Source organism: Streptomyces sp. NPDC001070, assembly GCF_053598835.1.
The window spans coordinates 25521-52000 of the sequence record NZ_JBSFLB010000002.1 but is presented as its reverse complement, the minus strand read 5'-3'; the positions used below and the strand labels follow the sequence as shown (position 1 = coordinate 52000).

Annotated in this window: 29 protein-coding genes, 1 tRNA gene, 1 pseudogene and 1 riboswitch; of the genes and pseudogenes, 20 read left to right on the top strand and 11 right to left on the bottom strand. The window is 73.0% G+C overall.

The features are described from left to right. The first annotated feature begins 93 nt into the window (after positions 1–93). Positions 94–528: a hypothetical protein gene (locus tag ACWDAS_RS02490; protein ID WP_450386710.1), complete on the top strand. Its 435-nt coding sequence runs from the start codon at positions 94–96 to the stop codon at positions 526–528. An 82-nt stretch (positions 529–610) separates the two neighbouring features. Here ACWDAS_RS02490 and ACWDAS_RS02485 read toward each other — a convergent pair whose 3' ends face one another. Next, on the bottom strand, positions 611–1681 hold the full coding sequence (locus ACWDAS_RS02485) for a Gfo/Idh/MocA family oxidoreductase (RefSeq protein WP_450386709.1): 1071 nt from the start codon (positions 1679–1681) through the stop codon (positions 611–613). Positions 1682–1728: 47 nt separating this feature from the next. Here ACWDAS_RS02485 and ACWDAS_RS02480 point away from each other — a divergent pair, with 47 nt between their 5' ends. Continuing rightward, on the top strand, positions 1729–2874 hold the full coding sequence (locus ACWDAS_RS02480) for an ROK family protein (protein ID WP_450386707.1): 1146 nt from the start codon (positions 1729–1731) through the stop codon (positions 2872–2874). Positions 2875–2954: 80 nt separating this feature from the next. Beyond that, a complete protein-coding gene (locus ACWDAS_RS02475; protein ID WP_450386706.1) occupies positions 2955–3887 on the top strand; it encodes a hypothetical protein in 933 nt (310 codons plus the stop codon). Here ACWDAS_RS02475 and ACWDAS_RS02470 read toward each other — a convergent pair. After that, positions 3871–4184, bottom strand: a pseudogene (locus tag ACWDAS_RS02470) (hypothetical protein); the annotation flags it as partial. The gene ACWDAS_RS02475 and the pseudogene ACWDAS_RS02470 sit on opposite strands and share 17 nt — an antisense overlap. Before the next feature lie 161 nt (positions 4185–4345). Continuing rightward, positions 4346–5125, bottom strand: a complete 780-nt coding sequence (locus ACWDAS_RS02465) for an HAD-IIA family hydrolase (protein ID WP_450386704.1) — start codon at positions 5123–5125, stop codon at positions 4346–4348. Positions 5126–5317: 192 nt separating this feature from the next. Between ACWDAS_RS02465 and ACWDAS_RS02460 the strand changes: the two genes are divergently transcribed. Beyond that, entirely contained in the window at positions 5318–6352 is a 1035-nt protein-coding gene (locus ACWDAS_RS02460; protein WP_450386703.1) for a hypothetical protein, read from the top strand. Between the two features lie 4 nt (positions 6353–6356). Further along, positions 6357–7010 carry a class F sortase gene (locus ACWDAS_RS02455; protein WP_450386701.1) on the top strand — a complete coding sequence of 218 codons (654 nt, stop codon included), beginning with the start codon at positions 6357–6359 and terminating at the stop codon, positions 7008–7010. Between the two features lie 49 nt (positions 7011–7059). On the opposite strand, the gene bcp is transcribed toward ACWDAS_RS02455, so the two are convergent. Then, positions 7060–7527 (bottom strand): thioredoxin-dependent thiol peroxidase, encoded by a 468-nt coding sequence (gene bcp / locus ACWDAS_RS02450; RefSeq protein ID WP_450386699.1) that lies wholly within the window; start codon positions 7525–7527, stop codon positions 7060–7062. A gap of 98 nt (positions 7528–7625) precedes the next feature. Here bcp and ACWDAS_RS02445 point away from each other — a divergent pair, with 98 nt between their 5' ends. The 3 genes from ACWDAS_RS02445 to ACWDAS_RS02435 all read left to right on the top strand — a co-directional run bounded on the left by ACWDAS_RS02445 (position 7626) and on the right by ACWDAS_RS02435 (position 8719). Further along, on the top strand, positions 7626–7949 hold the full coding sequence (locus tag ACWDAS_RS02445; RefSeq protein WP_431959688.1) for a DUF3618 domain-containing protein: 324 nt from the start codon (positions 7626–7628) through the stop codon (positions 7947–7949). Positions 7950–7959: 10 nt separating this feature from the next. Next, positions 7960–8298, top strand: coding sequence for a GroES family chaperonin (locus ACWDAS_RS02440; protein ID WP_026251892.1), 339 nt, complete (start codon positions 7960–7962; stop codon positions 8296–8298). Then, positions 8298–8365, top strand: a riboswitch (guanidine-III (ykkC-III) riboswitch). Its footprint overlaps the gene before it by 1 nt. Positions 8366–8398: 33 nt before the next feature. After that, entirely contained in the window at positions 8399–8719 is a 321-nt protein-coding gene (locus ACWDAS_RS02435; protein ID WP_450386697.1) for a DMT family transporter, read from the top strand. 52 nt (positions 8720–8771) lie between these two features. Here ACWDAS_RS02435 and ACWDAS_RS02430 read toward each other — a convergent pair whose 3' ends face one another. Then, positions 8772–10991, bottom strand: coding sequence for a transglycosylase domain-containing protein (locus tag ACWDAS_RS02430; protein ID WP_450386695.1), 2220 nt, complete (start codon positions 10989–10991; stop codon positions 8772–8774). A 272-nt stretch (positions 10992–11263) separates the two neighbouring features. On the opposite strand from ACWDAS_RS02430, the gene ACWDAS_RS02425 reads away from it, so the two are divergent. The 3 genes from ACWDAS_RS02425 to ACWDAS_RS02415 are packed head-to-tail and all read left to right on the top strand — an operon-like array spanning position 11264 to position 13854. Beyond that, positions 11264–12064 (top strand): ABC transporter permease, encoded by an 801-nt coding sequence (locus ACWDAS_RS02425; protein ID WP_450386693.1) that lies wholly within the window; start codon positions 11264–11266, stop codon positions 12062–12064. Further along, positions 12057–12860 (top strand): ABC transporter permease, encoded by an 804-nt coding sequence (locus ACWDAS_RS02420; RefSeq protein ID WP_450386691.1) that lies wholly within the window; start codon positions 12057–12059, stop codon positions 12858–12860. Before ACWDAS_RS02425 ends, ACWDAS_RS02420 begins: the two co-directional genes overlap by 8 nt. 7 nt (positions 12861–12867) lie before the next feature. After that, the gene (locus tag ACWDAS_RS02415) at positions 12868–13854 is read left to right on the top strand and encodes an ABC transporter ATP-binding protein (protein ID WP_450386689.1); all 987 of its coding nucleotides are present in this window, start codon (positions 12868–12870) and stop codon (positions 13852–13854) included. Between the two features lie 55 nt (positions 13855–13909). Here the strand turns inward: ACWDAS_RS02415 and ACWDAS_RS02410 are convergent, their stop codons facing one another. Both ACWDAS_RS02410 and ACWDAS_RS02405 read right to left on the bottom strand, forming a co-directional pair. Next, positions 13910–15022, bottom strand: coding sequence for an aminotransferase class V-fold PLP-dependent enzyme (locus tag ACWDAS_RS02410; protein WP_450386687.1), 1113 nt, complete (start codon positions 15020–15022; stop codon positions 13910–13912). A 23-nt stretch (positions 15023–15045) separates the two neighbouring features. Next, positions 15046–16371, bottom strand: coding sequence for an SGNH/GDSL hydrolase family protein (locus tag ACWDAS_RS02405; RefSeq protein ID WP_450386686.1), 1326 nt, complete (start codon positions 16369–16371; stop codon positions 15046–15048). Between the two features lie 173 nt (positions 16372–16544). Here ACWDAS_RS02405 and ACWDAS_RS02400 point away from each other — a divergent pair, with 173 nt between their 5' ends. From ACWDAS_RS02400 to ACWDAS_RS02365, 8 genes are all read left to right on the top strand, one after another. Further along, a complete protein-coding gene (locus ACWDAS_RS02400) occupies positions 16545–17852 on the top strand; it encodes a DUF445 domain-containing protein (protein WP_450386684.1) in 1308 nt (435 codons plus the stop codon). A 528-nt stretch (positions 17853–18380) separates the two neighbouring features. Continuing rightward, complete coding sequence (locus ACWDAS_RS02395) at positions 18381–19139, top strand: class E sortase (RefSeq protein WP_450386683.1); 759 nt, start codon at positions 18381–18383, stop codon at positions 19137–19139. Positions 19140–19197: 58 nt separating this feature from the next. Continuing rightward, on the top strand, positions 19198–19509 hold the full coding sequence (locus ACWDAS_RS02390; RefSeq protein ID WP_450386681.1) for a DUF6412 domain-containing protein: 312 nt from the start codon (positions 19198–19200) through the stop codon (positions 19507–19509). Positions 19510–19610: 101 nt separating this feature from the next. Further along, positions 19611–20282 carry a YidC/Oxa1 family membrane protein insertase gene (locus ACWDAS_RS02385; RefSeq protein ID WP_450386679.1) on the top strand — a complete coding sequence of 224 codons (672 nt, stop codon included), beginning with the start codon at positions 19611–19613 and terminating at the stop codon, positions 20280–20282. 46 nt (positions 20283–20328) lie between these two features. Then, positions 20329–21186 carry a fumarylacetoacetate hydrolase family protein gene (locus tag ACWDAS_RS02380; RefSeq protein WP_450387274.1) on the top strand — a complete coding sequence of 286 codons (858 nt, stop codon included), beginning with the start codon at positions 20329–20331 and terminating at the stop codon, positions 21184–21186. Positions 21187–21321: 135 nt separating this feature from the next. Next, entirely contained in the window at positions 21322–21966 is a 645-nt protein-coding gene (locus ACWDAS_RS02375) for an HNH endonuclease signature motif containing protein (protein WP_450386677.1), read from the top strand. Continuing rightward, positions 21963–22631 (top strand): HNH endonuclease signature motif containing protein, encoded by a 669-nt coding sequence (locus ACWDAS_RS02370; protein WP_450386675.1) that lies wholly within the window; start codon positions 21963–21965, stop codon positions 22629–22631. The genes ACWDAS_RS02375 and ACWDAS_RS02370 overlap by 4 nt, the downstream gene beginning before the upstream one ends. A 48-nt stretch (positions 22632–22679) precedes the next feature. After that, positions 22680–22766 (top strand) — tRNA-Leu (locus ACWDAS_RS02365). Positions 22767–22817: 51 nt separating this feature from the next. On the opposite strand, the gene rdgB is transcribed toward ACWDAS_RS02365, so the two are convergent. The 4 genes from rdgB to ACWDAS_RS02345 form a co-directional block, all read right to left on the bottom strand. Beyond that, the gene (gene rdgB / locus ACWDAS_RS02360; RefSeq protein ID WP_450386673.1) at positions 22818–23426 is read right to left on the bottom strand and encodes an RdgB/HAM1 family non-canonical purine NTP pyrophosphatase; all 609 of its coding nucleotides are present in this window, start codon (positions 23424–23426) and stop codon (positions 22818–22820) included. Positions 23427–23442: 16 nt separating this feature from the next. Then, a complete protein-coding gene (locus tag ACWDAS_RS02355; RefSeq protein ID WP_450386672.1) occupies positions 23443–23838 on the bottom strand; it encodes a hypothetical protein in 396 nt (131 codons plus the stop codon). Positions 23839–23894: 56 nt separating this feature from the next. Further along, entirely contained in the window at positions 23895–24641 is a 747-nt protein-coding gene (gene rph, locus ACWDAS_RS02350) for a ribonuclease PH (protein WP_450386670.1), read from the bottom strand. A 119-nt stretch (positions 24642–24760) separates the two neighbouring features. Beyond that, positions 24761–24994 carry a glucose PTS transporter subunit EIIB gene (locus tag ACWDAS_RS02345; protein WP_018564026.1) on the bottom strand — a complete coding sequence of 78 codons (234 nt, stop codon included), beginning with the start codon at positions 24992–24994 and terminating at the stop codon, positions 24761–24763. Between the two features lie 139 nt (positions 24995–25133). Here ACWDAS_RS02345 and ACWDAS_RS02340 point away from each other — a divergent pair, with 139 nt between their 5' ends. Next, complete coding sequence (locus tag ACWDAS_RS02340; RefSeq protein WP_450386668.1) at positions 25134–26465, top strand: PTS transporter subunit EIIC; 1332 nt, start codon at positions 25134–25136, stop codon at positions 26463–26465. The last annotated feature ends 15 nt before the right edge of the window (positions 26466–26480 follow it).

Below are 26480 nucleotides of genomic sequence, written 5' to 3'. Positions count from 1 at the left end.
CGGCCGCGTTCAGGTGTTCTAGCCTGACAGGGCGGCCCAGGACCCCGGTCGCCGGAAGTGCCTCCTACGACGCCTCCAGGACGTGGTCCGGCCATGGCCAAGCTCGCGGCCTCCTCACGACTGTCCCTGTCCGATCCGCGCAGATCCGCACTCGACGTCTCCTGGACCTTCTCCCTGCAGCGCGCCCCGGGCAGCGAAGCCCTCGCCGCCCGGATGAGCGGGGCGGCGCTGGAGACCCTGGCGTACGGCGCCGCGGGAACGCGGGTGGCCGAGGCGATCGGCGTCGCCTGCGGCTATGTCGTCGCCCACGGGCAGGCGCGCCGGTTCCGCGTGACGCTGGGCGTGGACGGCGCCCGCTGCTCGGTGTGCGTGACGGACACCGGCCACGACCACCCGCCCGCCGTGTCCCGCGGCGCGGCGCCGGAGCCGCCGTCCTCGTACGAGACCACCCGGCTGTGCCGGGCGCGGGCCCACCGTCTCTCCCCTGACGCGCCGGACCACTCCCGCGGTCCCGGCGCCCGAGGGTGAGGAGCGCCCGGCCGGCGGTTCCGGGAGGAGCGGACCGCGGGCCGGGCGCTGTTGCTCCCGGGGCCCTGCCGGAGGCGCGGGGTCAGGCCGTCGGCGCGAGCCGCACGGTACGCCCCTCGCGGGCGGAGACGGCGGCCGCCTCCAGGACCGCGAGCGCGTCGGCGGCCTCGCGGGCGGTGACGGGCGGCGCGGTGCCCTCGCGCAGGGCGGCGGCGACGGCGGCGTAGTACGCGGGGTAGTCCCCGGGGACGGTCGGCACGCGGCGCACGTCGTCGCCGGCGCCCAGCAGGCCCCAGGCGGAGTCCGGTTCGGTGCCCCACTCGGCGCCGGGCGCGGGGCGCCCGCCGTCGCGCAGGTCGGCCTCCTGCGGGTCCAGGCCGTGCTTGACGTATCCGGCGGTGCTGCCGAGCACCCGGAAGCGCGGGCCGAGCTGGGCCGTGGTGGCACTCATCCACAGGTGGGAGCGGACGCCGCCGGCGTGGGTGACGGCGACGAAGGCGTCGTCGTCCACCTGCGCGCCGGGCCGGCGCACGTCCAGCTCGCCGTAGACGGAGACGGCGGGACCGAAGAGGGTGAGCGCCTGGTCGACCAGGTGGCTGCCGAGGTCGTACAGCAGACCGCCGATCTCGGCGGGGTCGCCGGACTCGCGCCAGCCGCCCTTCAGGCTCGGCCGCCACCGCTCGAAGCGGGACTCGAAGCGCCACACCTCGCCCAGCTCGCCGCGCTCCAGCAGGCCGCGCAGGGTGAGGAAGTCGTTGTCCCAGCGGCGGTTCTGGAAGACCGACAGCAGCAGACCGCGTTCCTCGGCGAGCGCCGCGAGGGCGTGCGCCTCGGCCGCGGTCCCGGCGACCGGCTTGTCGACGACGACCGGCAGTCCGGCCTCCAGGGCGGCGGTCGCCAGCGGGACGTGGGTCTTGTTGGGCGAGGCCACGACGATCAGGTCGAGCTCGCCGGCGCGCTTCCACAGCTCGTCCGGGCTGTCGGCCAGGCGGACGTCCGGGTGCTCGGCGCGGGCCTGTGCCCGGCGCTCCGGGCTGCTGGTGACGACGGTGTCGAGGACGAGTCCGTCGGTGCCTGCGATCAGCGGGGCGTGGAAGACCGAGCCGGCCAGGCCGTAGCCGACCAGCCCGACGCGAAGAGGTGCGGAAGCCATGGGACCACTTAAGCAACGCTGTTGCCAAAGTGCAAGCGAGGCCGACAATGGGAGATGTGAACAGGGGAATCTCCGGGGCGAACCTGCCCGCGCTGCGCAGCCACAACGCCGCCCTCGTCCTCGGCCTGCTGCGGACGGCGACGGTGGGCCAGGGCGAGGGCATCAGCCGCCTGGAACTGGCCGAGCGCACCGGGCTGACCCCACAGGCCGTCAGCAAGATCACCGCGCGGCTGCGGGCCGACGGCCTGGTGGACGAGGCCGGCCGCGGCGCCCCCACCGGCGGCAAGCCGCGCACGCTGCTGCGCCTGGCCCGGCGCGCCCGGTACGCCGTGGGGGTGCACCTGGACCGCGACGAGTCGACCGTGGTGCTCACCGACCTCGCGGGCGGCGTGGCGGACACCGGGACCGTCCCGCTGGACCTCGGCCGCCCGGCCGGGGAGGTGCTGGAGGCGGTGGCGGGCCTGGTCCGGGAGACCGTCGGCGGGACGCCCGGCGCGGCCGGGGCGGTGCTCGGCGCCGGGCTCGCCTGCCCCGGCCCGCTCGACCACGCCACGGGGGTGCTGCACCGCGTCACGGGTCTGCCCGCGTGGGACGGCTTCCCGCTGCGCGACGCGCTGGCCGAACGGCTCGGACTGCCCGTCGTGCTGGACAAGGACACCAACGCCGCCGCGCTCGCCGTGCTCCCGCCCGGCGGGGACGCCGGTGCCGGGCCGGGCCGGGCCGCCGGGGACTCGTTCGGCTATCTGCACCTGGGGACCGGGCTCGGCGCCGGCCTCGTGCTCGGCGGCGCCCTGCACCGCGGCGCCCGCACCGGTGCCGGGGAGTTCGGCCACCAGGCGGTCGACCTGGACGGGCCGGTGTGCGCCTGCGGCAACCGGGGCTGCCTGGAGGCGCTGTGCCTGGCCGCCGTCGGCCGCGGCGACCGGGCGGAGGCGGCCCGGCTGCTGGGCGTCGGTGCCGCCAACCTGGTCTCCCTGCTGGACATCGACCGGGTCGTGCTCGGCGGCCGTACCGTGCTGGCGGATCCGGGGCTGTTCACCCGCGAGGTCGCCGCCGCGATGGACCCGCGCACCCTGCGCGCGGCCGGCCGCACGGTGCCCGTCAGCGTCGCGCCGGCCGGCCGGCGCGTGGTCGCCGAGGGGGCCGCTCTGCTGGCGCTGGCGCCGCTCTTCGGCCATACGGCGGTGGGCTAGCCGCCCGTACGGGTGCGGGGGCGGACCGCCGCCGCGCCGCGCGGGCATATCAGCCGATGACCGTGAGAGCTTCGCTGCCCATGAGGTGGTGTAGCGCTCTCGCCGTCGCCGCTGCCGCGGCCGTGCTGACGTCCTCCGCGGCGGCCGGTGAGCCGTTCCCGGTCACCGCCCGACTGCTGGGCGGCCCCCACGCGTACACGGCGGGGGCCGGGGCACGGGAGTTCCGGGTGGAGCTGCGGAACCGGTCCCGCGAACCGCTGCGCGACGTGCACCCGGTCATCGTCTTCGTCGACCGCGGCCGCAAACTGACGGCTGATCAGATCCGCCTGGAGTACGAGGTCACCGACGCCCGGGGCGCCGGGGGCGAACGGGGCCGCGTGTGGCGGCCGGTGCCCGTCGAGCACACGGGCAACGCCGAGAACGTCGCCGTGGTGGGAGGCGAGAACGGACCGGGTACCACCCTGCCACCGGGGCGTGGGACGGCGATCGCGCTGCGACTGCGCTTCACGGCCCTGGCACCCGCGGGGCGGGTCACGGCGTCGGCGACGATCATGGAGCGGCGCGGCCGGGACGGCGACTGGGTCGGGGAGTCCGCCGGCTACGACTTCGACGTCGTCCCGCCACGGGACGACACCGCCGGGCCGCAGTCGCCCTCGCCGGCCCGGACCGGCGACGAGAGCGGCGGTGGGGACGGCGGGGACGGCGGCACGGGTTCCGTGCCCGGCACCGGTCCGGGTACGGAGCCGGGCGGGTCCCCGGCGCCCGGCGCCTCCGCGGGCACGGGCCCCGGAACCGGGGAAGGGCCCGGCCCCGGACCGGGCAAGGGCGACGAGACCGCCCCGGGCACCCCCGGCGGGGCGGCCGGCCCGGACCGCGCCGTGACCGGCACGGGCACCGCCCCCCGGCTCGCCGCCACGGGCGAACAGCACCGGGCGCCCGCGCTGATGCTCACGGGCGCCGGGGTGCTGCTGGTGGTGGGCGGTGCCGCCCTGCGGTTCAGCCGCCGAGGGTGAACCAGGTGCTGCGGGACTTCTGCCACTCGGGATGGGTGAGGTCCTTGGCCTCCTTGCCGTCGCCGTAGAGGTCGGCGGCGCCGTTGTCGGCCGGCAGCTGCGCGCGGGCGCCCGGGACGGTCAGGTCCGGGACGTCCACGACGCCCTCCCAGGCACCCGGGTCCGAGGTGGGCAGGTCGAACAGCCTGACGGGGGCGCTCCGGCGTTGCCGTCCCAGGAGTACAGGGCGTAGGGGTCGCTGTTGTCGTCGGCGGCCCAGGACCCGGCGAGGGTCGGGTACTGGCCGGCGGCGCGCCGGCACCCGGAATCGACAGGGGCGCGATCCGGGTCGCCAACCGCTTCCAGTCCGACCGGGCCGACATCGACGCCGGCCTCGGCTCCTGCGTCGAGGTCCGGCAGGCGGCCACCGGCAGCCGGCATGCCGCGCCCCGGCCCGTCGCGGCCGGGGCGCGTCGCCGTCAGACGAGGTCGACGAGATCCGCGATGGAGTCCACGACCGTGGTCGGACGGTACGGGAAGCGATCGATGTCGCCCGCCTTCGTCAGGCCGGTGAGCACCAGGAACGTCTGCATCCCGGCCTCCAGGCCGGCCAGCACGTCGGTGTCCATGCGGTCGCCGATCATGGCGGAGGTCTCCGAGTGGGCGCCGATGGTGTTGAGCCCGGTGCGCATCATCAGCGGGTTCGGCTTGCCGACGAAGTACGGGTCCTTCCCGGTGGCCTTCGTGATCAGTGCGGCGACCGAACCGGTGGCGGGCAGCGCGCCCTCGGGCGACGGGCCGGTGTTGTCGGGGTTGGTTGCGATGAAGCGGGACCCGGCGTTGATCAGGCGGATGGCCTTGGTCAGGGCCTCGAAGGAGTAGGTCCGCGTTTCACCCAGGATCACGAAGTCGGGCTCGTGGTCGGTCAGCACGTATCCCGCGTCGTGCAAGGCCGTGGTGAGGCCGGCCTCCCCGATGACGTAGGCCGTCCCGCCGGGGTGCTGGTCGTCCAGGAAGCGGGCCGTGGCCAGCGCCGAGGTCCAGATGTTCTCCGACGGCACGTCCAGGCCGATGCGGCTGAGCCGGGCGGCCAGGTCACGGGGCGTGTAGATCGAGTTGTTCGTCAGGACGAGGAACGGGCGGCCCGAATCCCGCAGGCGCTTGATAAAGGCGTCCGCACCGGGCACGGGGATGCCCTCGTGCATCAGGACGCCGTCCATGTCGGTGAGCCAAGATTCGATGGGCTTGCGCGCTGTCATGGCTGCGGACTCTAGTCCGGCCGGGTGACCTGTGCACCTGTGGGCGGTGTCCGGCCGGGTCCCCGGTCCGGCCGGTCGCCCCGACTCGTACGGAGCACCACCGCATGCGAGGGCCCGCACGGGAAGGGACCTTCGAAACACCGGGTCCGACGATTCCGACGACATGAGCCCGGGTGAGTGGAGGTTTTGATCATGGGCTCTGTCATGGGAGCCGCCCGCGTTCCCCTGTACGCCGCCGCGGCGGCGACACTGATCGCGATCTGCGGTCCCGCCGCCGTGGCCGACGACGGGCCGGGCGGTGGCAACTCCAGCGGGACGACGTTCCAGTTCGGCGGAGGCGGCGGTGGAGGCGGCGGCGGGGGTGGCGGGGGCGGGGACGACGGCGGGAACAACCCCCTCCTGCAGTTCGGGACGAAGGGCGACGACCGCGAGGACAACGGCAAGAAGAACGACGGCGGGCACGACAACGGCAAGAAGAACGACGACCGCGAGGACAACGGCCGCGACAACGGCGACCAGGAGGACAGCGGCCGCGACAACGGGGGACGCGACGACAGCGGGCACGACAACGGGGGACGCGACGACAGCGGGCACGACAACAGCCGCGACAACGGGGGACGCGAGGACAACGGGCACGACAACAGCCGCGACAACGGGGGACGCGAGGACAACGGCCGCGACAACGGCGACCAGGAGGACAGCGGCCGCGACAACGGGGGACGCGACGACGGCGGGGGCGAGAACGAAGGCGGCGGGGGCGGGGGCGGCGGCGGCGGGGGCGGCGGCGGCGGCGGCGGCCCGGTGACGCTCAACCCAGGCTCGGCCGGCCCCGGCGGCGACGTGGACGTACGGACCGACGCGTGCGACCGGGCCAGGACCGGCACCGTCAGCTCCTCGGCCTTCGTCACCCCGGTCACGCTCGCCCCGGCGAGCGACGGCGGGATGTACGCCTCCGCCGTGGTCCGCTCCGGCCTGACCGCGGGCTCGTACCGGGTCTCCGTCACCTGCGACGGCCAGTCCCACGAGGGCACGCTGGAGGTCACCGAGGGCGGCTCCGACTACCCGTCCGCGCCCGTCCCCGCGGGCGGCGGCGGCACGGCGACGGCCGCCCGCCAGACAGCCGCGGGGCGGCAGCAGGCCGGGGTGCCGGGCGCCGTGACGGCCGGCGTGCTGGCCGTGGCAGGGGCCGCGGGACTGGTCATGCACCGCCGCCGCACCCGGGGCTGACCCGGTGCAGGGACGTACCGTCGCGGCCCTGGCGGCCGCCGTGGTGCTCTCCGCCGCGTGGCTGAGGGGATATGTCCACCCGGGCCCGCCCGGCTCCGGGGTGGGCGCCCCCGGGGCCGCCGTGACGGCGGAGTCCGGGGCCGGCACGGCGGGGCGGCCCGCCCAGGTCTACGCGGCGCACATCCCGCTGGCCCCGGCGCGCCCGCTGCGGATCGACATCGCCTCGGCCGGCATCCACGCCAAGCTGGTGGAGCGCGGGCTCACCGCCGACGGCGCGGTGGACCCGCCGCCGTTCAGCACGCCGGACGTGGCGGGCTGGTACGGCCGCGGTCCCGCCCCCGGGGACGCGGGGGCGGCGCTGATCGTCGGGCACGTCGACACCCGCACCCGGGCCGCGGTCTTCTACGGCCTGAGCACGGTGACGCAGGGCACCCTGGTGGAGATCACCCGGTCGGACGGCTCGGTCGCCGAGTTCACCGTCGAGGGCGTGGAACTCGTGGACAAGGCGGGGTTCCGCCCGGACCGGGTGTACGGCTCGGGGGTCCGCCCCGAACTGCGGCTGATCACCTGCGGCGGCACCTTCGACCACGCCACGCAGTCCTACTCGGCGAACGTCGTGGTGTACGCCGCGCTGACCGGCTCGCACACCAAGGCGTGAGCCGGGGCCGGAGGCCGCGGGCCGATGCCGGGGCCGGGCCGACGGAACATCAGACGCCGAGGTCGCGGATGAGCTTGGCGACGTGCCCGGTGGCCTTGACGTTGTACCAGGCGTGCTCGACCTTGCCCTGCTCGTCGACGACGACCGTGGAGCGGATCACCCCGGTCACCACCTTGCCGTAGAGCTTCTTCTCGCCGAAGGCGCCGTACTCGGTCAGCACCGACTTGTCGGGGTCGGCGAGCAGGGTGACCTTCAGGGACTCCTTCTCCCGGAACTTGGCCAGCTTCTCCGGCTTGTCGGGCGAGATGCCGATGACGTCGTAGCCGGCGCCGGCGAGCAGGTCGAGGTTGTCGGTGAAGTCGCAGGCCTGCTTGGTGCAACCGGGCGTGAGCGCGGCCGGGTAGAAGTACACGATGACCTTGCGGCCCGCGTGGCCGGCGAGGGAGACCTCGTTGCCGTCGGCGTCGGACAGGGTGAAGGCGGGGGCGGTGTCGCCGGGCTGGAGGCGCTCGCTCATGGTGCATTCTCCGATTCGGGGTGCCGACGGGCATCGGCACGGGCGGGCTGACAGACTGTCTGCACGGTACCGGTCGACAGGACGATGGAGGCGGAGCAGTGTCGGATGGCAGGAGCCCTGCTCAGATCGAGGCGGACATCGCCCTCAAGCGGCAGGCGCTGGCCGCGACGCTGGACGAGATCGCGGTGCGGGTGCACCCCAGCACGATCGCGGCGGACGCCAAGGCGAAGGTCGCCTCGGCGGTGGACCGCACCGCCGGCCGCGCGTACGTGGCGGTGAACCGGGGCGTGACCGAGCTGCGGGGCCACTTCGTGTCGGAGGACGGAGCGCCGCGCGTGGAGCGCATCGTGCCGGTCGCGGTGGCGGCGGTGGCGCTGGTCGCCGTGGTGGCCGGGCTCTCGCTGCGCCGGCGTCGCCGGTAACGTCGTACCTGTGAGTTCGAATACGCATGACAAGCTTCCCATCCGCATGCTGCACGACCGCGTGCTGGTGCGCTCCGACGTGCCCGAGGGCGAGCGGCGCTCCGGCGGCGGCATCCTGATCCCCGCGACGGCGGCCGTCGGCAAGCGGCTCGCCTGGGCCGAGGTGGTCGCGGTGGGGCAGAACGTACGCACCGTGGAGGTCGGCGACCGGGTGCTCTTCGATCCGGAGGACCGGGCCGAGGTCGAGGTGCGCGGGACGGCCTACGTGCTGATGCGCGAGCGGGACCTGCACGCGGTGGCGGCGGAGCGGCTGCAGGGGTCGGAGGACTCCACCGGCCTCTACCTGTGATTTGTTATCGTCGGGATCGTCCCTGACGAGACGCGCCGTACCAGGGCCCATGCAAAGACGACGCACCCCCTGACCCCCGAGGATCGTGGAGGTGCCCGTCATGGCATGGGCCCTGTTGTGTGCCGCCGGCCTGCTCGAGGTCGGCTGGTCGGTCGGCATGAAGTACACCGACGGGTTCACCCGCCTGTGGCCGAGCGTGGCCACGGGGCTCGGCATCGTGGCCAGCATGCTGCTGCTGTCCTACGCGGCCAGGACGCTGCCCATCGGCACCGCGTACGGGGTGTGGGTCGGGATCGGCGCGGCGGGGGCGGCGGTGCTCGGCATCGCCGTGCTGGGCGAGCCGGTGACCGCCGCCCGGATCTTCTTCATCTGCCTTCTGCTGGTGTCCGTGGTCGGCCTGAAGGCGACCTCGGGACACTGAACGGCACCGCCGGGGTCCCGGCGGTGCCGTGCGGTGTCAGGCCAGGCCAGGCCTACGGGGCGTCCCCGCCCCCGGGGTCGCCGTCCAGGCCGCCGATGGGCAGACCGCCGCCCTCCGTGCCGCCGTCCCCGCCGGGGCTGGACGGTCCGCCGGGCTCCGTCGGCTCCTCGCTGGTCGGTGGCTCCGTGGTGGGCGGCGCGGAGGAGGCCGGCGGGGCCGTGGTCGGCGGCGCCATGGTGGGCGGGGCCGAGGAGGCCGGCGGGGCCGTGGTCGGCGGCGCCGAGGCGCCGGGCTGCAGCCGCAGGTTGAAGCTCTTCACCGGCTGCCCCTTGAGGGCGCCCGCCGTGTACCGGGCCCAGATCTGCGTGGGGTAACCGCCGCCGTTGACGCGGGACAGGCCCTGGGTGCCGTACAGCTTCTCCTGGGCACCGGTCTTGGAGTCCTGCCCCATGACGGCGACCACGGTGGCCAGGTCCGGGGTGTAGCCGGCGAACCAGGCGGCCTTGTCCTCCTCCATCGTGCCGGTCTTGCCCGCGGCGGGGCGGCCCGCGGCCTGCGCGGCGGTGGCGGTGCCGCCGCGGACCACCGAGCGCAGGATCGAGGTCGTGGTGTCGGCGGCCTCACGGCTGATGGCCTGCCGGGGCTGGCGCATGGGCAGCTGCACCTGCTGCCCGTTCTTGGTGATCTTCACGACCATCGTGTACGGGATGTACCTGCCGTGGTTGGCGAGCGTCGCGTACGCCTGGGCCATGTCGAGCGGGCTGGCCGTCATGGTGCCCAGCGCCATCGCCGGGCTGCTCACCAGCTTCACCTTCTCCGGCATGCCCAGCGCCCGGACCGTGTTGTTGACGTTCTTCGGGCCGACGTCCTGGGCCATCTGGGCGTAGACGGCGTTGACGGACTTGTCCATGGCGCGGGTGACCGTGATCGGCCCGTAGGAGACGTCGTCCTCGTTCGCCGGGGCGTAGCCGGTGGGTCCGTCCGGGCCGATGACCTCGCGCTTGTTCCTGCCGTCGTAGACCGTGTACGGGGTGATGCGGCGGCCGCCCTGGGTGGTGGAGTCGTTCTGGACGGCGGAGGCGAAGATGAACGGCTTGAAGGTGGAGCCCACCTGGTAGTCGGAGCGGGTCGCGTTGTTGACGAACTGCTTGGTGTAGTCGATGCCGCCGTACATCGCGACGACTTTGCCGGTGGCCGGGTCGATCGACGCTCCGCCGACCCGGACGAACTTGTCGGTCGGGTACTTCTTGGGGTCGAGCCGGTCCAGCAGCTGCTTCTCGGCCGCCGTCACGAAGGACTTCTGCTTCTTGCGGTCGATGCTGGTGGTGATGCGGTAACCGCCGGAGCGCAGCGTCTCCTCGTCCAGGATCTTGTTGGCGTACAGGTAGTCCTTGACCGCCTCGACCAGGTAGCCGCGCTGTCCGGACATGCCGGTGGCCGGCTTGGCCTTCTGCGGCGTGGGGAACTTCAGGGAGGCGCGGTCGCCCCCGCTCAGCCACCCCTCCTTGACCATGCCGTCCAGCACGTAGTCCCAGCGGGCCTCGGCCTTCGCCTTGTTCTCGGGGTGGGCCACGATGTCGTACTCGCTGGGGGCGTTGAGCAGGGTGGCGAGGTACGCGCCCTCGGCGGGGCCGAGTTCGTCCGCGTCCTTGCCGAAGTAGGCCTGGGCGGCGGCCTGGATGCCGTAGGCGTTGCGGCCGTAGTAGCTGGTGTTGAGGTAGCCCTCGAGGATCTCGTCCTTGCTCTTCTCGCGGTCGAGCTTGATCGCGATGAAGAACTCCTTGGCCTTGCGGACCGCGGTCTGTTCCTGGTTGAGGTAGTAGTTCTTGACGTACTGCTGGGTGATGGTCGAACCGGACTGCTTGCCCTTGCCGGTGACCGTGTTCCACGCCGCGCGGAGCATCGCCTTCGGGCTGACCGCCGACTCGTTGTAGAAGTTGCGGTCCTCGGCGGCGAGGGTGGCGTGCTGGGCGGCCTTGGACACCTGGTCGAGTCCCACGTTCTCGCGGTTGATCGCGCCGTCGCGGGCGAGCTGGGTGCCGTCGGAGTACAGGTAGACGCTGCTCTGCGCGGTCGCACCGGCGTTCGCCTTGGGGATGTCGACCAGCTGGTAGCCGATGATGAACGCCCCCGCGCACGCGAGCACGACCAACAGGAACGCGCCGAGCACCGCGCGCCAGCTCGGGATCAGTCTGCGGGCACCGGTGCGCTTCGGCCTCGTGCCGGAAGGCCGGTTCTCCCAGCCGCCGGGGGAAGCGTTGCTGCTGCTCATGTCTGTACTGACTCCTCCGCGGCCGCCGAGGGTTGTGCCGCGGCGGAACATCTTGGGTCAATCGTGCCGTACGACCCGCCGGACACTCTCCCACGATCAGGACAAATGGGTTCATGGGCGTGCATCCGTGACAAGCCTGTGACAGGCCGAAGGTGTGACGCCCGCCACCCCGGCGGGTGAAAAGTCCGTGGCAGGCGGCGGTCACCGCGGGTAGTGTCGGGCGCTTGCGCGCGAACGGGCGGACCCGTTCCCGGGACCGGGAGGAGGGACCCATGCACCTGTACGCGACCGTGGCGGCGAGCGGTTTCCGGCGCCACGCGACGTACCGGGTGGCCACCGCGGCCGGTGTCTTCACCAATACCGTCTTCGGCTTCATCACCGCATACACCTACATCGCCCTGTGGCACGAACGACCCCATCTGGGGGGCTACGACCAGTCCATGGCGTTGACGTACGTCTGGATCGGCCAGGCGCTGTTCGCGACGTCCTCGCTCATGGGCGGCGGGTTCCAGGACGAACTCATCGAGCGCATCCGCAGCGGCGACATCGCCGTCGACCTCCACCGCCCCGCCGACCTGCAGGCCTGGTGGCTCTCCGCCGACCTCGGCAGGGCCGGCTACCAGCTGCTCGCCCGCGGCGCGCTCCCCATGGCCTGCGGGGCCCTCGCCTTCGACCTCGCCCTCCCCGCCTCCGCCGTCACCTGGGCGTTCTTCCTGCTGTCGGTCGGCCTGGGGGTCGTGGTCAGCTTCTCCCTGCGCTACCTCGTCGTCCTGAGCGTCTTCTGGCTCATGGACGGCTCCGGGATCGTGACCGTGTCCGCCCTGTCCACGCTCTTCTTCTCCGGCATACTGCTGCCCCTCAACGCCTTCCCCGGCGGCCTGGCGGACATCGCCCTGCTGCTGCCCTGGTCGGCGCTGCTCCAGGTGCCCGCCGACATCCTGCTCGGCCGGCACACCGGCGCCGGGCTCGCCGCGGCGCTGGCCTTCCAGGCCGCCTGGGCGGTGGTCCTGCTCGGCGCCGGGCGGCTGCTGCAGTCCGCGGCCACCCGCAAGGTGGTGGTCCAGGGTGGGTGAGGCACTGCGCGCCTACGGGCTGATCGTGTGGATGTGGACCCGCTCCACCATGGCGTACCGGACGTCCTTCGCGATGACCGCGCTCGGCAACTTCGCCGCGACCGCGCTGGACTTCGCCGCGATCCTGCTGATGTTCTCGCAGATCGACCGGCTCGGCGGCTTCTCCCTGCCCGAGGTCGCCTTCCTCTACGGCACCTCGAGCACCGCGTTCGGCCTGGCCGACCTCGCCCTGGGCAGCCTGGACCGGCTCGGCCCCCGGATCCGCGACGGCACGCTCGACACCCTCCTCGTGCGGCCCGCCCCCGTCCTGGCGCAGGTCGCCGCCGACCGCTTCGCGCTGCGCCGCGTCGGCCGGATCAGCCAGGGACTGCTCGTCCTGGGCTGGGCGGTGACCCGGCTGGACCTCCACTGGACCGCGCTGGACGTCGCGCTGCTCCCGCTGATGCTGCTCAGCGGCGCGGGGATCTTCGGCGCGGTCTTCGTGGCCGGCGCCGCCTTCCAGTTCTGGGCCGGCGACGCCGCGGAGGTGCAGAACTCCTTCACCTACGGCGGCAACACCCTGCTGCAGTACCCGCCGTCGGTCTTCGCCAAGGAACTCGTGCGCGGCGTAACCTTCGTGGTGCCCCTCGCCTTCGTCAACTGGCTGCCCGCGCTGCGCATCCTGGGCCGCCAGGACCCCCTGGGCCTGCCCGGCTGGGTCGACTTCACCCCGCCGCTGGTCGCCGTCGCATGCTGCGCCCTGGCGGGCGCCGCCTGGCGGACGGGCCTGCGTTCGTACCGGAGCACCGGGAGCTGATGCCGGCATGACCCCCCTCATCGAACTCGACCGCGTCGAGAAGGTCTTCGACGTACGCCGCCGCACCGGCGGACTGCTGCGCCGCGAACGCCTGCGGGTGCGGGCCGTGGACGGCATCTCCTTCACCGTCCCCGCGGGCCAGATGATCGGCTACATCGGGCCGAACGGCGCGGGCAAGTCCACCACCATCAAGATGCTCACCGGGATCCTCACCCCCAGCGGCGGCCGCCTGCGCGTCGCCGGCATCGACCCCTCCCGCGAGCGCACCCGGCTCGCCCGGCGCGTCGGCGTCGTCTTCGGCCAGCGCACCACCTTGTGGTGGGACCTGCCGCTGCGCGACTCCTACGAACTCGTCCGCCGCATGTACCGGATCGACGGCGCCCGCTACCGCCGCAACCTCGACCGCTGCATCGGCCTCCTCGACCTCGCCCCGCTGCTGGAGGTCCCGGTACGGCAGCTCTCGCTCGGCCAGCGCATGCGCGGCGACATCGCCGCGGCCCTGCTCCACGACCCCGAGGTGCTCTACCTGGACGAGCCGACCATCGGGCTCGACGTCGTCAGCAAGGCGAAGGTCCGCGAGTTCCTGCGGACCGTCAACACCGAGCAGGGCACCACCGTCCTGCTCACGACGCACGACCTCACCGACATCGAGCAGCTGTGCAGCCGCGTCATGGTCATCGACCACGGCCGCCTGATGTACGACGGCGGGCTCGACGGACTGCACGCCGTCGGTGAGAGCGAGCGCACCCTCGTCGTCGACTTCGAACGCGAACTGCCGCCCGTCGAGCTGCCGGGCGCCCGCTGCGAGCGGGTGGAGGGACCCCGGCAGTGGATCGCCTTCCCGGCGACGGCGAGCGCGGCCCCCCTGGTCGCGGAACTCGCGGCCCGGCACGGCGTGGTCGACCTGTCGGTGCGCGAGCCCGCCATCGAGGACGTCATCGCCCGCATGTACGGCACGAGCACCGCCCCGGCCCGGGGCACCCCGGCCTCCTGAGTCCCGGCCCTCGGGACCCCCGGCCCGCCCGGCCGGCCGGTGGCGCGCCCGCCGGTCAGCGCAGCGAGGCCAGCGCCGCGCGCACCCGCTCCACCGCACCCGCCGTCGTCGACGCGTGCGCCGACAACCGGACGGAGTCCGCCCGCACCGACGGGGTCACCCCGTGCGCGTGGAGCGCCTTGGCGATCTGGGCGGGATCCATCCCCGGCACCGCGAAGGAGACGATCCCGGCACGCTCGGCCCGGACCACCGGGGACAGGACCTCCCCGCCGGCCGAGCGGACCACGTCGATCAGCTCGTCGACCCGCCGCGCGACATGCGCCTCGACGGCGGCCACCCCCACACCCTCGACCAGTTCCAGCGCCGCCGCGAAGGCCGCCGCCGTGACCGGGCTCAGATTGGTGATGCTCCAGCGCAGGGCGTCGGGCGCGACCGCGTGCTCGGCGTCGTCGAAGACGCCCACGTCCTCGACCCCGGTCCACCCCGTCAGCGTGGGCTCCAGCCGCTCCAGGGCCCGGTCCGACAGCGCCGCGAAGCCCGTCGCCCAGCTCGCCCGCAGCCACTTCTGGCCGCCCGCGACGACCACGTCCGCCGCCTGCCACGGCAGCTCGGCGACACCGAACGCCTGCATCGCGTCCACCACGAGCAGCCGGTCGCCGACGACCTCGCGGAGCGCGGCCAGGTCGGCGCGGTAGCCGGTGCGGAAGTCGACGGCACTGACCGAGACCGCGACGACGTCGTCCGTCAGCGCCTCGCGCACCGCGTCCGGGGTGGGCGCGCCGTCCAGCCAGCGCGGCACCGCCCGGCCAAGGGCCTCGGCGCGCCGCCACGGGTAGTGGTTGGCGGGAAAGTCCGCCGACGGCACCAGGACGGCCCCACCGGGCACACCGAAGGCGGCGTGGAAGAGCCCGGTGGACGCGTTGGGCAGCAGCGCCACATGCGCGGTGTCCGTGCCCGCGAGCCGGGCCGCCGCGGCCCGGGCCCGCGGCTCGGCCCGCATCAGGTCGTTGACGGTGGTGTGGTCCGCCTCGGCGGACGCCGCCAGGGCGGCCGCCGTCACGTCGAGGACGTCACGCGAGGGCGGCCCGTAGCGGGCGAAGTCCAGATACCCCTCGGGCTCGCTGAAGTGCTCGGCGTAACCGGGCAGACCGCCCGCGTGATCCGTCATGGCTGTCGTCCCGTCCGTGCTCGTCACACCTTTGCCGCGGCGCCGCTCGTGAGCAGCGACAACTGCACAGTCTCCGCCATCCGCAGGTAGCCGGCGTCACTGGGGTGCAGATGGTCGCCCGAGTCGTACGCGTAACGCAGGGCGTCCGGCCGGTACGGATCGCGCAGCGCCCGGTCGAAGTCGATCACCGCGTCGTAGACCGTGCCCGCCCGGATCGCGGCGTTCACCTGCTGCCGCACGGACTCCGCCCGCGGGTTGCACCCCGCGTGGCCCCCGCACGGCGTGAGCGTGGCGCCCAGCACCCGCAGCCCGCGCGCGTGACCGCGCGCGACGATCTCCCGCAGCCCGGCGAGGATCTCGCCCGCGCCGGCCCGCTGGGGCGGACGCATGACGTCGTTGATACCCAGCTCGACGACGATCGTCCGGACGCCGGTCTGCGAGAGCGCGTCGCGGTCGAGGCGGTTGAGGCCACTGGGGTTGCCGCCGTTCTCGCCGTCGCGCAGCACCCGGTTGCCGCTGATGCCCTGGTTGAGGACGCCGAGCCGCAGCGCCCGGTCACCGGAGCTCCGCAGCCGGGCGGCCAGGCGGTCAGGCCAGCGGTGGTTCGCACCGGAGGTGGAGGTGATGCCGTCGGTGATCGAGTCGCCGAACAGCACGACCGACCCGGCCGCCTGCCGCGTGAAGACGTCCACACCCGTGACATACCGCCAGTACGGGGTCCGCGTGGTGTACGCGGCGCCGCCGGCCCGCGCGGTGTGCTCACCGCGCGCCATGAAGGAGGTCTGCTGCGCCCGCGGGTGATAGGTCACCGGGCCCGAGGCCTCCGGGGCGAACGTCGTCACCAGCAGGTCCGCCGCGTGCGGCACGGCCAGTTGCACGGGATCGCTGACGACGCTGCCGCCCGCGGGGATCCGCACCGACGCCCGCTCGCCGAAGGTCAGCGCCCGCATCGTCCCGGCCGCCGCGGCCGGGGACCCCTGGGCCGCCGCGACCGCCACCGTCGCATGGCCGATCAGCAACGGCGCCCGGCCGAAGGTGTTGGAGAGGTGGACGCGCACCGAGGAGCCGCCGACGCTGGTGTGCACGATGTTGCGGATCGACCACCCCGGGTAGCCGTCCGGTGTGTCCGGCTCACCGCCGGCCGGGGAGGTGGACCAGGTACCCACCCACGATCCCGACGCCGCCGGCGCGGCCTGGTTGGGGACACCGGGGAGTCCGGCGGCCACGGCGGACCGCCCGGAATCGCCGGATGCATCGGTACGGCTGACGGTGACGAAGATCGCGGCGGAGATGACCGCGACCAGCGCGACAATTCCGGCGAGCAGTACATAACCCGTCGATCTGGCCATGCGGTGCTTCACTCCTGGGATCAAAGGGCGGGAAACCGGCGCGATCCGCTGCCGCCATGATCCCATGGAGACCTCGGGCCTGCCCGTCTGCTCTGCCGGACGCCGGGAACTCGTTGTTCGTTCCACTCAATGAGTGTGGTGTGGACGATACGCGGAAGGAGTGGATGCGACGGATGAAAACGGCTCCGATGACCGGATCGGCCGAAGGCCCGTCAACGGCGTTCTCGTACAGCCCCGCCGACGAGGGCCGGCGACGCGGCGTACGCCGCATGAAACTGATCGCGACCGGCCTGCTGCTGGCCGCCACCGTCGTCTACGCACTGGCCAAATGGGCGGAGTCCGCGGGCGCCGGGGCATGGTCGGGATACGTCGCGGCCGCCGCCGAGGCCGGCATGGTCGGCGCGCTCGCCGACTGGTTCGCGGTGACCGCGCTCTTCCGCAGACCGCTCGGCCTGCCCATCCCGCACACCGCGATCATCCCCACCAAGAAGGACGCGCTCGGCCGTACCCTCGGCGACTTCGTCGGCGAGAACTTCCTGTCGCCGCAGGTCGTCCGCACCCGGCTGCGCAAGGTCGGCATCGCCCACCGGCTCGGCGCCTGGCTGGAGCACCCCGAACACGCCGACCGCGTCACCGAACAGGGCGCCGCCGCCCTGCGCGGCGCCCTGACCGTGCTGCGCGACTCCGACGTCCAGGCCGTGGTCGGCGAGGCCATCACCCGGCGCGCCGACGCCCAGGAGATCGCCCCGGGGATAGGGAAGATGCTGGAGCGGATCGTCGCGGACGGCGGGCACCGGCGCGTGGTCGACCTGGTGTGCGTCCGGGCGCACGACTGGCTGGTCGAGCACTCCGACTCCGTGATGAACGCCGTCCAGGAGGGCGCCCCCGGCTGGACCCCGCGCTTCGTGGACCGCAGGGTCGGCGAACGCGTCTACAAGGAACTGGTGCGCTTCACCGCCGAGATGCGGGACATGCCCGAACACCCCGCCCGCGGTGCGATCGACCGCTTCCTGGCCGACTTCGCGGTCGAGCTGCAGTCCGACCCCGACACCCGGGCCCGCGTCGAACGGCTCAAGAAGGACCTGATCGCCCGCAACGAGGTCCAGGAGCTCATCGAGTCCGCGTGGGGCTCGGTCCGCGGCATGATCGTCGCCGCGGCCGAGGACGAGCGCAGCGAACTGCGGCTGCGGGTCCGCGCCTCACTGCTGTCGCTGGGCGCGCGGATGACCGAGGACCCACGGCTGACCGCCAAGATCGACGGCTGGCTGGAGGACGCGGCGACCTACGTCGTCACCACCTACCGCGACGAGATCACCGCGCTGATCACCGACACCATCGCGGGCTGGGACCCCGAGCAGACCACCCGCAAGATCGAGGCCAACGTCGGACGCGACCTCCAGTTCATCCGCATCAACGGCACCGTGGTCGGCGCACTCGCCGGCCTGGCCATCTACACGGCCTCCCGGCTCCTCGCGGGGTAGCCGGGGGCGGGGGCGCACAGCGCGGGCGTAGCCGGAGAGCGGGGCGACGACGCCGCGGTAGCCGTGCGAGGCCGAGGTCGCAGCACAAGGCCGATGCGGCGACGCATGCCGGGTTGGACTCGCAAGGGCGAAGCCGCGGCGTGAGAGGAGGGCAACGGCTCGTGGGCGGGGGGCGACCGGCGCGGCCGGGGTGGCCGCGCGTGGCCGGGGTGGCCGCGCGTGGCCGGGGGCAGGTCGCGTGGCCGGGGGCAGGTCGCGTGGCCGCGGCCGCGGCGCCGATCGGAGGCGACGACCCGAGGTCGGGAACGTAGCCGGGTCGGCTTGCGGTCAAGGCCGGGGCCGCAGCGCAAAGCGAGGGCAGCGGCCCAAGGCCGAAGGCGTGGACCCGGGTCGGCTCGCGCGGCTGGGCGCGGGCGCGGCGCGAAACCGATGGACGGACCGGGGCCAAGGGCACCGCGCATGCCGGGGCAACGGCGCGGAGGCGGCGCGGGACTGGGCATCTGACGCTGCGTCATCTACCGTGCCCGCATGCCCACCCCGCCCTCGCTCCGCTGGCCGGGGCGCGCGCTGTGGGGCGCCGGCGAGACGGCCCTCACCGTCGGCGCCGTCCTGCTGCTGCTCGTCGCCCACCAACTGTGGTGGACCAATCTGCGGGCGCACGCCGCCGCCCGGCACCGGGTGACCACCCTGGAAAGACAATGGGACCGCGCCGAAACGACCACCGCACCACCACCCGATACATCGGAGGAATCCGCGGCACCCGGCCGCACCGCGCCCAGCACACGCCCCCACAAGGCCGGTACGGGCACGGACACGGGCACCGGCACCCCGCGCCCCTCCCAGGCCTACGCCGTCCTCCGCATCCCCCGCATCGGCGTCACCGCGCCCGTCGCCGAGGGCGTCAGCCGCGCCAAGGTCCTCAACCACGGATACGCCGGACACTACCCGCAGACCGCCCAGCCCGGACAACCCGGCAACTTCGCCCTCGCCGGGCACCGCAACACCCACGGCGAACCCTTCCGCCGCATCGACCGGCTCCGCCCCGGCGACACCCTCGTCGTCGAGACCGCCACCGCCCGCTTCACCTACGTCGTCCAGCAGACCGTCCCCCGCACCACCCCCTCCGACGGCACCGTCATCGCCCCCGTCCCCCACAGCAGCGTCCACCCCCGACGGCGCATGACCGGACCCGGCTACTACATCACCCTCACCACCTGCACCCCCGAGTTCACCTCCACCTACCGCCTGGTGGTCTGGGGCACGCTCGCCACCGCGGAACCACGCTGACTCCCCGGACGTCATCCCCTGCAAAGCAGCACCCACGAGAGCGACAGGAGGAGCCGGCGTGATCCGCAGCACCGCAGCGGCACTGCGCGTGCGCACCGCCGCGCCCCTGCTCCTCCTCGCCGGACTCCTGCTCACCCAGACCGGCCTCACCGCCGCCCTCGCCGCCGCCACGACCACCGCCGCCGTCGCCCTCCTGCTCGGCTGCGCCCTGCGCCTCGCCGCCACCGCGCCCTCCGTACCCCGCGGACGCGTCCGCACCGCGCTGCGCGACCGGGAACGCCGCACGGCCTTCCTCCCCCAGCGCGACCCCGACGCCTCCGGCCGCCCACGCCCCAGGGCCCCAGGCCGTCCCCTCCCGACGGCCGCCTAGGGACAACCGGCACCGCACCCCGCCACCCGCCGCCCCACCGCGCCCGTCACGCCGCGCCCATCCCGTCCGGCACGACAACACCCGCGGAGGCTCCCACCCCCATGTCCGTGTTCACGCACGCCCTGCTCTCCCTCTCCCACACCCTCACCCCCCTCATCGGACGCGCCGCCGCGCCTGCCGCCGCGATCGTCCTGTTCACCGTCCTCGTACGACTCGCCCTCCACCCGCTCGCCCGTGCCGCCGCCCGCGGCGAGAAGGCCCGCGCCGCCCTCGCACCGCGCGTCGCCGAACTGCGGCGCCGGCACGAGCGCGACCCGCGGAAACTCCAGCGCGCACTCGCCGACCTCTACGCCGAGGAGGACTCCTCCCCCTTCGCCGGCATACTGCCGACCCTCCTCCAGCTCCCCGCCTTCTTCGTGCTCTACCACGCCTCCTCCACCACCCGGATCGGCGAGGGCTGGGCCGGCGCCCTCCACACCGCGATCCTCGCCGTGGTCGCCGCCGTCGCGTACTGGTCCTACCGCCGGGCCCGCAAGGCCGCCCCCGACGCCGAGGGCATCGCCAGACACCTGCCGCTGCTCTCCTTCGGCACCCTCGTCACCGCCGCGATCGTCCCGCCGGCCGCGGGGCTCTACATCGCCACCTCGACGACCTGGACCGTGGCCGAGCGCGCCTGGCTGCACCGTCCGCACCATGGTCAGGGGGTTGCGAAGGCCGCCCCCACCACTGGAGGATCAACCAAGACCTCCGATGACCGTCCCCATCGGACATGACCACCGAACCACCGCCACCCCCGACCACACCACCCCGGAGAGTCTTGTGAAACTGCTGCGAGTCGGCCCCGCCGGAGCCGAACGACCGGCCCTGCTCGACCAGGACGGCGCCCTGCGCGACCTGTCCTCCCTCACCCCCGACATCGACGGCCCCCTGCTCGCCGACGCGGACGCCCTCGCCCGCATCCGCGCCGCGGCCGCCGACGGCACCCTCCCCGCCCTCGACCCCGCCGACCTGCGCGTCGGCCCCCCGCTCACCCGCATCGGCAAGATCGTCTGCATCGGCCTCAACTACCACGACCACGCCCGCGAGACCGGCGCCGCCGTCCCCGCCGAGCCCATCCTCTTCATGAAGGCCCCCGACACCGTCGTCGGCCCCGACGACACCGTCCTCGTCCCCCGCGGCAGCCTCAAGACCGACTGGGAGGTCGAACTCGCCGTCGTCATCGGCCGCGAACTGCGCTACGCCGCCGACGAGGCGGAGGCCCTCGCCGCCGTCGCGGGCTACGCCATCGCCCACGACGTCTCCGAACGCGCCTTCCAGATCGAACGCGGCGGCCAGTGGGACAAGGGCAAGAACTGCGAGACCTTCAACCCGCTCGGGCCCTGGCTCGTCACCGCCGACGAGATCCCCGACCCCCAGGCGCTGGGCCTGCGACTGTGGGTCAACGGCGACCTCAAGCAGGACGGCACCACCGCGGACCAGATCTTCCCGGTCGCCGAAGTCGTCCGCTACGTCAGCCAGTTCATGACCCTCTACCCCGGCGATGTCATCAACACCGGCACCCCGGCCGGGGTCGCCCTCGGCCACCCCGAGCCCAAGCCGTACCTGCGGGCCGGCGACGTCGTCGAGCTCGAGATCGACGGCCTCGGCCGCCAGCGCCAGGCCCTCAAGGACGCGTAGGCCCCTCCCCCGCCGATGGGCGCCCGGCACGACGCGCCGGGCGCCCATCGGCGTATCCCGGTCGGCGTAACCGTCGTACAAGTGGGTCGTTGAAACGTGCGATAGTGCAACACGCGACCGCATGGGGGGACATCAGTGCCCGCAAGCCCCTACACCCGTGAACTCCTCACCGAGGCGGCGGCGACCTCGCGGACGCTGTCCGAGATGCTGACGAGACTGGGCGTGGACCCCAGGAGTTCGACCCGCGGTTACCTGCGGGAGCGGATGAGACGTATGGGTGTGGACACCTCCCACTTCAACCGGGAAGGCGGTCGCTGGACACGAGAACTCCTCGCCGAAGCAGTCGCCGCATCGGCCAACATGTACGAGGTGCTGCGCCATCTGGGAGTGGACGCCGTCGGAGGTCAGCACACACACATCAGCCGCCGCATTCGCGGGTTCGGCATCGACACCTCGCATTTCGTCACCAGGCCGCGTGGCACGGGTCGGCGGTCGCACGACGAGATCCTGGTCAGGCAGGAAGCGGGCACGGCCCGCCGTGTGCACAGTGACCGGCTCAAGCGGGCGATGCTGGCCCGGGGCATTGCCGAACGCTGCGCACTCTGCGGAACCGAGCCCGTCTGGTGCGGCCGGCCGCTGCCCCTGGAGGTCGACCACCTCGACGGCAACTGGCGGGACAACCGCCTGGCCAATCTCCGCCTGCTGTGCCCCAACTGCCACGCGACGACGGACACCTACCGCGGCCGAGGCAAGCGGCGCGACCGGGACGTGGTCCGGTGAGCGCCGGGTCGCCGTACACCCGCGAACTGCTCGAAGCGGCAGCGGCACGGTGCCACTCCATGAAGGAGGTCGTGGCGTTCCTCGGCAGGGCCCCCTACGGAAAGCTGCACCGCTACCTGGAGAAGCGGTTCGGTGATTTCGGCATCGACATCTCCCATTTCCGCAGACCCGCTTCCGGCGGAGGCCACAAGCGCCCCCGCCCCACGCCCGCGGAACTCCGTGCGGCGGTGGCGCACTCCCTTTCCGTGGCCGAAACCCTCCGCCGGCTCGACAGGCCCGACAACACCCGCACCCGCGCGCTGTTGCGCGCATGGCTGGCCGAGGACGGACTGGACACGGACCACTTCCTGGGACAGGCACACGGCAACAGGAACGGACCCACCGCCAGGAAGCCCGCGGCCGCCATCCTGGTCGCCCGCACCGACGGCTACCGCACCAAAGCCGTGCTGCTACGGAGGGCCCTCGCCGAAATCGGCACACCCTCCCGGTGCGCGCAGTGCGGCACCGGCGAAAGCTGGCACGGCAGACCGATGACGTTGGAAGTGGATCACATCAACGGCGACCGATTGGACGACCGGGCGGAGAACCTACGTCTGCTCTGCCCGAACTGCCATGCCGTCACCGACACATGGTGCCGAGGAGGCAGACGCACACCGAGCCGGTAAACCGTCTGCGATCCCGTAGCCGCCACCCGTTACCATGGGTGGCGGCTAGCGGCGGTGGCGCAATGGCGACGCAGCAGACTTAGGATCTGTGGCCCTTGAACGGGCTTGAGGGTTCGAATCCCTTCCGCCGCACCACTCGTGGCCTGCGAATCCAAGGATGGATGCGCAGGCCACGTCCTTAGGCACTCACCCCACCAGTTCCCGCACCACCGGCACCAGTGCCCGGAAGGCCTGGCCGCGGTGGCTTATGGCGTTCTTCTCCTCCGCGGTGAGCTCGGCGCACGTGCGGGACTCGCCCAGCGGCTGGAGGACGGGGTCGTAGCCGAAGCCGTTGGTGCCGTGGGGCTCGAAGCGCAGCGTGCCGAGGAGGCGGCCCTCGACGACGCGTTCGGTGCCGTCGGGGAGGGCGAGGGCGGCAGCGCACTTGAAGTGGGCGGCGCGGTGGGGGATGTCGATGTCGGAGAGCTGGGAGAGGAGGAGCTCGAGGTTGGCGCGGTCGTCGCCGTGCTTGCCGGCCCAGCGGGCGGAGAAGATGCCGGGGGCGCCGCCGAGGACGTCGACGCAGAGGCCGGAGTCGTCGGCGACGGCGGGCAGGCCGGTGGCCTGGGCGAGGGCGTGGGCCTTGAGGAGGGCGTTCTCGGCGAAGGTGACGCCAGTTTCGCGGACGTCGGGGACCTCGGGGTAGGCGTCGGCGCCGACGAGCTCCACGCCGAGCCCGGCGTCGGTCAGGATGGCGTGGAGTTCGGCGACCTTGTGGGCGTTGCGGGTGGCGAGGACCAGGCGGGTGTGCGGCATGGTCCGATTATCCCGGTCAGCCGGGGGTGCAGACCTTGGAGAGTTCGACCGCTGCGTCGGCGACGGGGGTGATGTCGGGGACGTCGCCGTTGTCGGCGGCCTTCTGTGCGTTCTCGACGGCCTGCCGGAGGTCGTTGACGGCGGCGTTGACGTCGGTGTTGCCGGTCTTGTCGCCGAGGTCGGCGAGGTCGTCGGCGATCTGGTCGAGGGCGTTGGCGGCGTCCTGGGGGCTGTTGCCGGCGTTGCTGACCGCGTTCTGCAGGTTCTGGACGTCGGTGGCGACCTGGGCTGCGACGTTGGCGCAGTCGAGGGCCTTGTCGACGGCGTCGACGGCGCTGCAGCCGATGAGGGCGGTGGTGCCGAGGGCGGCGACGGCGGCCAGGGCCGCGAGGCGGCGGGTGCGTGGGTGCATATCTGTACACACGCACCGCGCCGTTCTCGGGTTGCGTTTCCCAGACGCGCTCTTTGTCAGTTCTTGGTGATCTGTTCGAGGTCGGCGAGGGCGGCGCGCTGGAGGGCGTCGAGTTCGGTGCAGCCGGCGACGGCCAGGTCGAGGAGCCCGTTCAGTTCCTTGCGGTCGAAGGGCTGGCCCTCGGCGGTGCCCTGGACCTCGACGAAGCGGCCGTCGCCGGTGCAGACGACGTTCATGTCGGTCTCGGCGCGGACGTCTTCCTCGTAGCAGAGGTCGAGCATGGGGACGCCGTCGATGATGCCGACGCTGACGGCGCTGACGGTGCCGGTGAGCGGCTGGGCCTTGGCGCGGACGAGCTTGCGGGTGTGCATCCAGGTGACGGCGTCGGCGAGGGCGACGTAGGCGCCGGTGATGGCGGCGGTGCGGGTGCCGCCGTCGGCCTGGAGGACGTCGCAGTCCAGGACGACGGTGTTCTCGCCGAGCGCCTTGTAGTCGATGACGGCGCGCAGGGAGCGGCCGATGAGGCGGGAGATCTCGTGGGTGCGTCCGCCGATCTTGCCGCGGACGGACTCGCGGTCGCCGCGGGTGTTGGTGGAGCGGGGGAGCATGGCGTATTCGGCGGTGACCCAGCCTTCGCCGCTGCCCTTGCGCCAGCGGGGTACGCCCTCGGTGACGGAGGCGGTGCAGAGGACCTTGGTGTCGCCGAAGGAGACCAGGACGGATCCTTCGGCGTGCTTGCTCCAGCCGCGCTGGATGGTGACGGGGCGGAGCTCTTCGGGGGTGCGGCCGTCGATACGAGACATGGCGTCGAGCCTAGTCGTACGAAGGACCGGGGCCCGTGCCGGTGCGGGAACGGGCCCCTTGCGGGTGAGGTGCGCGCGGGGCGCGGGAGAGGTGCGGGTGGCCGGCGGTCAGCGCCGGTTCACATCATGTCCTCGATGTCGGCGGCGATGGGGTCGGCGTCGGTGCCGATGACGACCTGGATCGCGGTGCCCATCTTGACGACGCCGTGGGCTCCGGCGGCCTTGAGCGCGGCCTCGTCGACGAGCGAGGCGTCCTTGACCTCGGTGCGGAGACGGGTGATGCAGCCCTCGACTTCTTCGATGTTGTCGAGTCCGCCGAGCCCGGCGACGATCTTCTCTGCCTTGCTGGCCATCTGTACTCCTGGTTGGTCTCGGCCGTTCGGTCCGATTTCACACGTTAATGCAGTGCCGGACCGTATTTGCGGGGATGCATGGGTGACGCAGCCGCGCCGCAACTGGTCTACACCACATTACCTGCCGGGAGGTAGTCCCATGGGTTCGGACGCCGCCGCAGCAGCCGCCCCGCGTCCGAGCCGGAAGTGGCGCGGCGTCCTGTTCCAGGGACTGCAGAAGATGGGGCGCAGTCTGCAGCTCCCCATCGCGGTGCTGCCGGCGGCGGGCATCCTGAACCGGCTGGGCCAGGACGACGTCTTCGGCCCGCAGGGCCTCGGCTGGGACAACGTGGCGAAGGTCTTCGACGGCGCGGGCGGGGCGCTGCTGGACGGCTCGCTGGGGCTGCCGTTGCTGTTCGCGGTGGGTGTCGCGATCGGGATGGCGAAGAAGTCGGACGGCTCGACGGCGCTGGCGGCGGTGGCGGGCTTCCTCGTCTACTACGGAGTGCTGCACCAGTTCCCGCAGGACTGCCCGAAGGGGACGGTCTTCGTGCAGGCGAGCATGATCAGCGGGGCGTGCATCCCGCCGGGGACGCCGTCGCAGGCGGTTCCGGCGGCGTACCAGAATCCGGGGGTCTTCGGCGGCATCGTGATCGGGCTGCTGACCGCCTTCTTCTGGCAGCGCTACCACCGCACCAGGCTGGTGGACTGGCTCGGCTTCTTCAACGGCCGCCGGCTGGTGCCGATCGTCATGGCGTTCGTCGCGATCGTCTTCGCGGTGCTGTCGGTGTGGGTCTGGCCGCCGATCGGCGGCGGGCTGACCTCCTTCAGCCAGTGGCTGACGGATCTCGGCTCGTACGGGTCGGGGATCTTCGGCGTGGCGAACCGGGCGCTGCTGACGGTGGGGCTGCACCAGTTCCTCAATGTCTTCGTGTGGTTCCAGTTCGGCAGTTTCACCAAGCCGGACGGCACCGTGGTGCACGGCGACATCACGCGCTTCCTGGAGGGTGACCCGACGGCCGGGCAGTTCACCTCGGGCTTCTTCCCGATCATGATGTTCGCGCTGCCCGCCGCCGCGCTGGCGATCACGCACTGTGCCCGTCCGGGCCGCCGCAAGGAGGTCGGGGGCCTGATGCTGTCGGTGGCGCTGACCTCGTTCGTGACGGGCATCACCGAGCCGATCGAGTACTCGTTCATGTTCATCGCGCCCGCGCTGTACGCGGTCCACGCGGTGCTCACCGGGGCCTCGATGGCGATCACGTGGGCACTGGGCGTGCACGACGGCTTCTCGTTCTCGGCGGGGCTGATCGACTACGTCATCAACTGGCACCTGGCGACCAAGCCCTGGATGATCGTCCCGATCGGGCTGGCCTTCGCGGCGGTGTACTACGCGCTCTTCCGTTTCGTGATCACCAGATTCGACCTGGCGACGCCGGGCCGTGAGCCGGAGGAGGTCGCGGAGGAGATGGCGCGGGACAACATCAAGGCGTGACGGAGGCGCCACGCT

What these genes read in the sequence shown, in the direction of transcription:
- rdgB (WP_450386673.1), bottom strand. Translation starts at nt 23,426, where the DNA reads ATGCCGCACACCCGCCTGGTCCTCGCCACCCGCAACGCCCACAAGGTC.
- ACWDAS_RS02345 (WP_018564026.1), bottom strand. Translation starts at nt 24,994, where the DNA reads ATGGCCAGCAAGGCAGAGAAGATCGTCGCCGGGCTCGGCGGACTCGAC.
- ACWDAS_RS02415 (WP_450386689.1), top strand. Translation starts at nt 12,868, where the DNA reads ATGACCCCCCTCATCGAACTCGACCGCGTCGAGAAGGTCTTCGACGTA.
- ACWDAS_RS02465 (WP_450386704.1), bottom strand. Translation starts at nt 5,125, where the DNA reads ATGACAGCGCGCAAGCCCATCGAATCTTGGCTCACCGACATGGACGGC.
- ACWDAS_RS02430 (WP_450386695.1), bottom strand. Translation starts at nt 10,991, where the DNA reads ATGAGCAGCAGCAACGCTTCCCCCGGCGGCTGGGAGAACCGGCCTTCC.
- ACWDAS_RS02410 (WP_450386687.1), bottom strand. Translation starts at nt 15,022, where the DNA reads ATGACGGATCACGCGGGCGGTCTGCCCGGTTACGCCGAGCACTTCAGC.
- ACWDAS_RS02400 (WP_450386684.1), top strand. Translation starts at nt 16,545, where the DNA reads ATGAAAACGGCTCCGATGACCGGATCGGCCGAAGGCCCGTCAACGGCG.
- bcp (WP_450386699.1), bottom strand. Translation starts at nt 7,527, where the DNA reads ATGAGCGAGCGCCTCCAGCCCGGCGACACCGCCCCCGCCTTCACCCTG.
- ACWDAS_RS02480 (WP_450386707.1), top strand. Translation starts at nt 1,729, where the DNA reads ATGGGAGATGTGAACAGGGGAATCTCCGGGGCGAACCTGCCCGCGCTG.
- ACWDAS_RS02385 (WP_450386679.1), top strand. Translation starts at nt 19,611, where the DNA reads ATGTCCGTGTTCACGCACGCCCTGCTCTCCCTCTCCCACACCCTCACC.
- ACWDAS_RS02485 (WP_450386709.1), bottom strand. Translation starts at nt 1,681, where the DNA reads ATGGCTTCCGCACCTCTTCGCGTCGGGCTGGTCGGCTACGGCCTGGCC.
- ACWDAS_RS02405 (WP_450386686.1), bottom strand. Translation starts at nt 16,371, where the DNA reads ATGGCCAGATCGACGGGTTATGTACTGCTCGCCGGAATTGTCGCGCTG.
- ACWDAS_RS02340 (WP_450386668.1), top strand. Translation starts at nt 25,134, where the DNA reads ATGGGTTCGGACGCCGCCGCAGCAGCCGCCCCGCGTCCGAGCCGGAAG.
- ACWDAS_RS02490 (WP_450386710.1), top strand. Translation starts at nt 94, where the DNA reads ATGGCCAAGCTCGCGGCCTCCTCACGACTGTCCCTGTCCGATCCGCGC.
- ACWDAS_RS02395 (WP_450386683.1), top strand. Translation starts at nt 18,381, where the DNA reads ATGCCCACCCCGCCCTCGCTCCGCTGGCCGGGGCGCGCGCTGTGGGGC.
- ACWDAS_RS02475 (WP_450386706.1), top strand. Translation starts at nt 2,955, where the DNA reads ATGAGGTGGTGTAGCGCTCTCGCCGTCGCCGCTGCCGCGGCCGTGCTG.
- ACWDAS_RS02435 (WP_450386697.1), top strand. Translation starts at nt 8,399, where the DNA reads ATGGCATGGGCCCTGTTGTGTGCCGCCGGCCTGCTCGAGGTCGGCTGG.
- rph (WP_450386670.1), bottom strand. Translation starts at nt 24,641, where the DNA reads ATGTCTCGTATCGACGGCCGCACCCCCGAAGAGCTCCGCCCCGTCACC.
- ACWDAS_RS02355 (WP_450386672.1), bottom strand. Translation starts at nt 23,838, where the DNA reads ATGCACCCACGCACCCGCCGCCTCGCGGCCCTGGCCGCCGTCGCCGCC.
- ACWDAS_RS02425 (WP_450386693.1), top strand. Translation starts at nt 11,264, where the DNA reads ATGCACCTGTACGCGACCGTGGCGGCGAGCGGTTTCCGGCGCCACGCG.
- ACWDAS_RS02460 (WP_450386703.1), top strand. Translation starts at nt 5,318, where the DNA reads ATGGGCTCTGTCATGGGAGCCGCCCGCGTTCCCCTGTACGCCGCCGCG.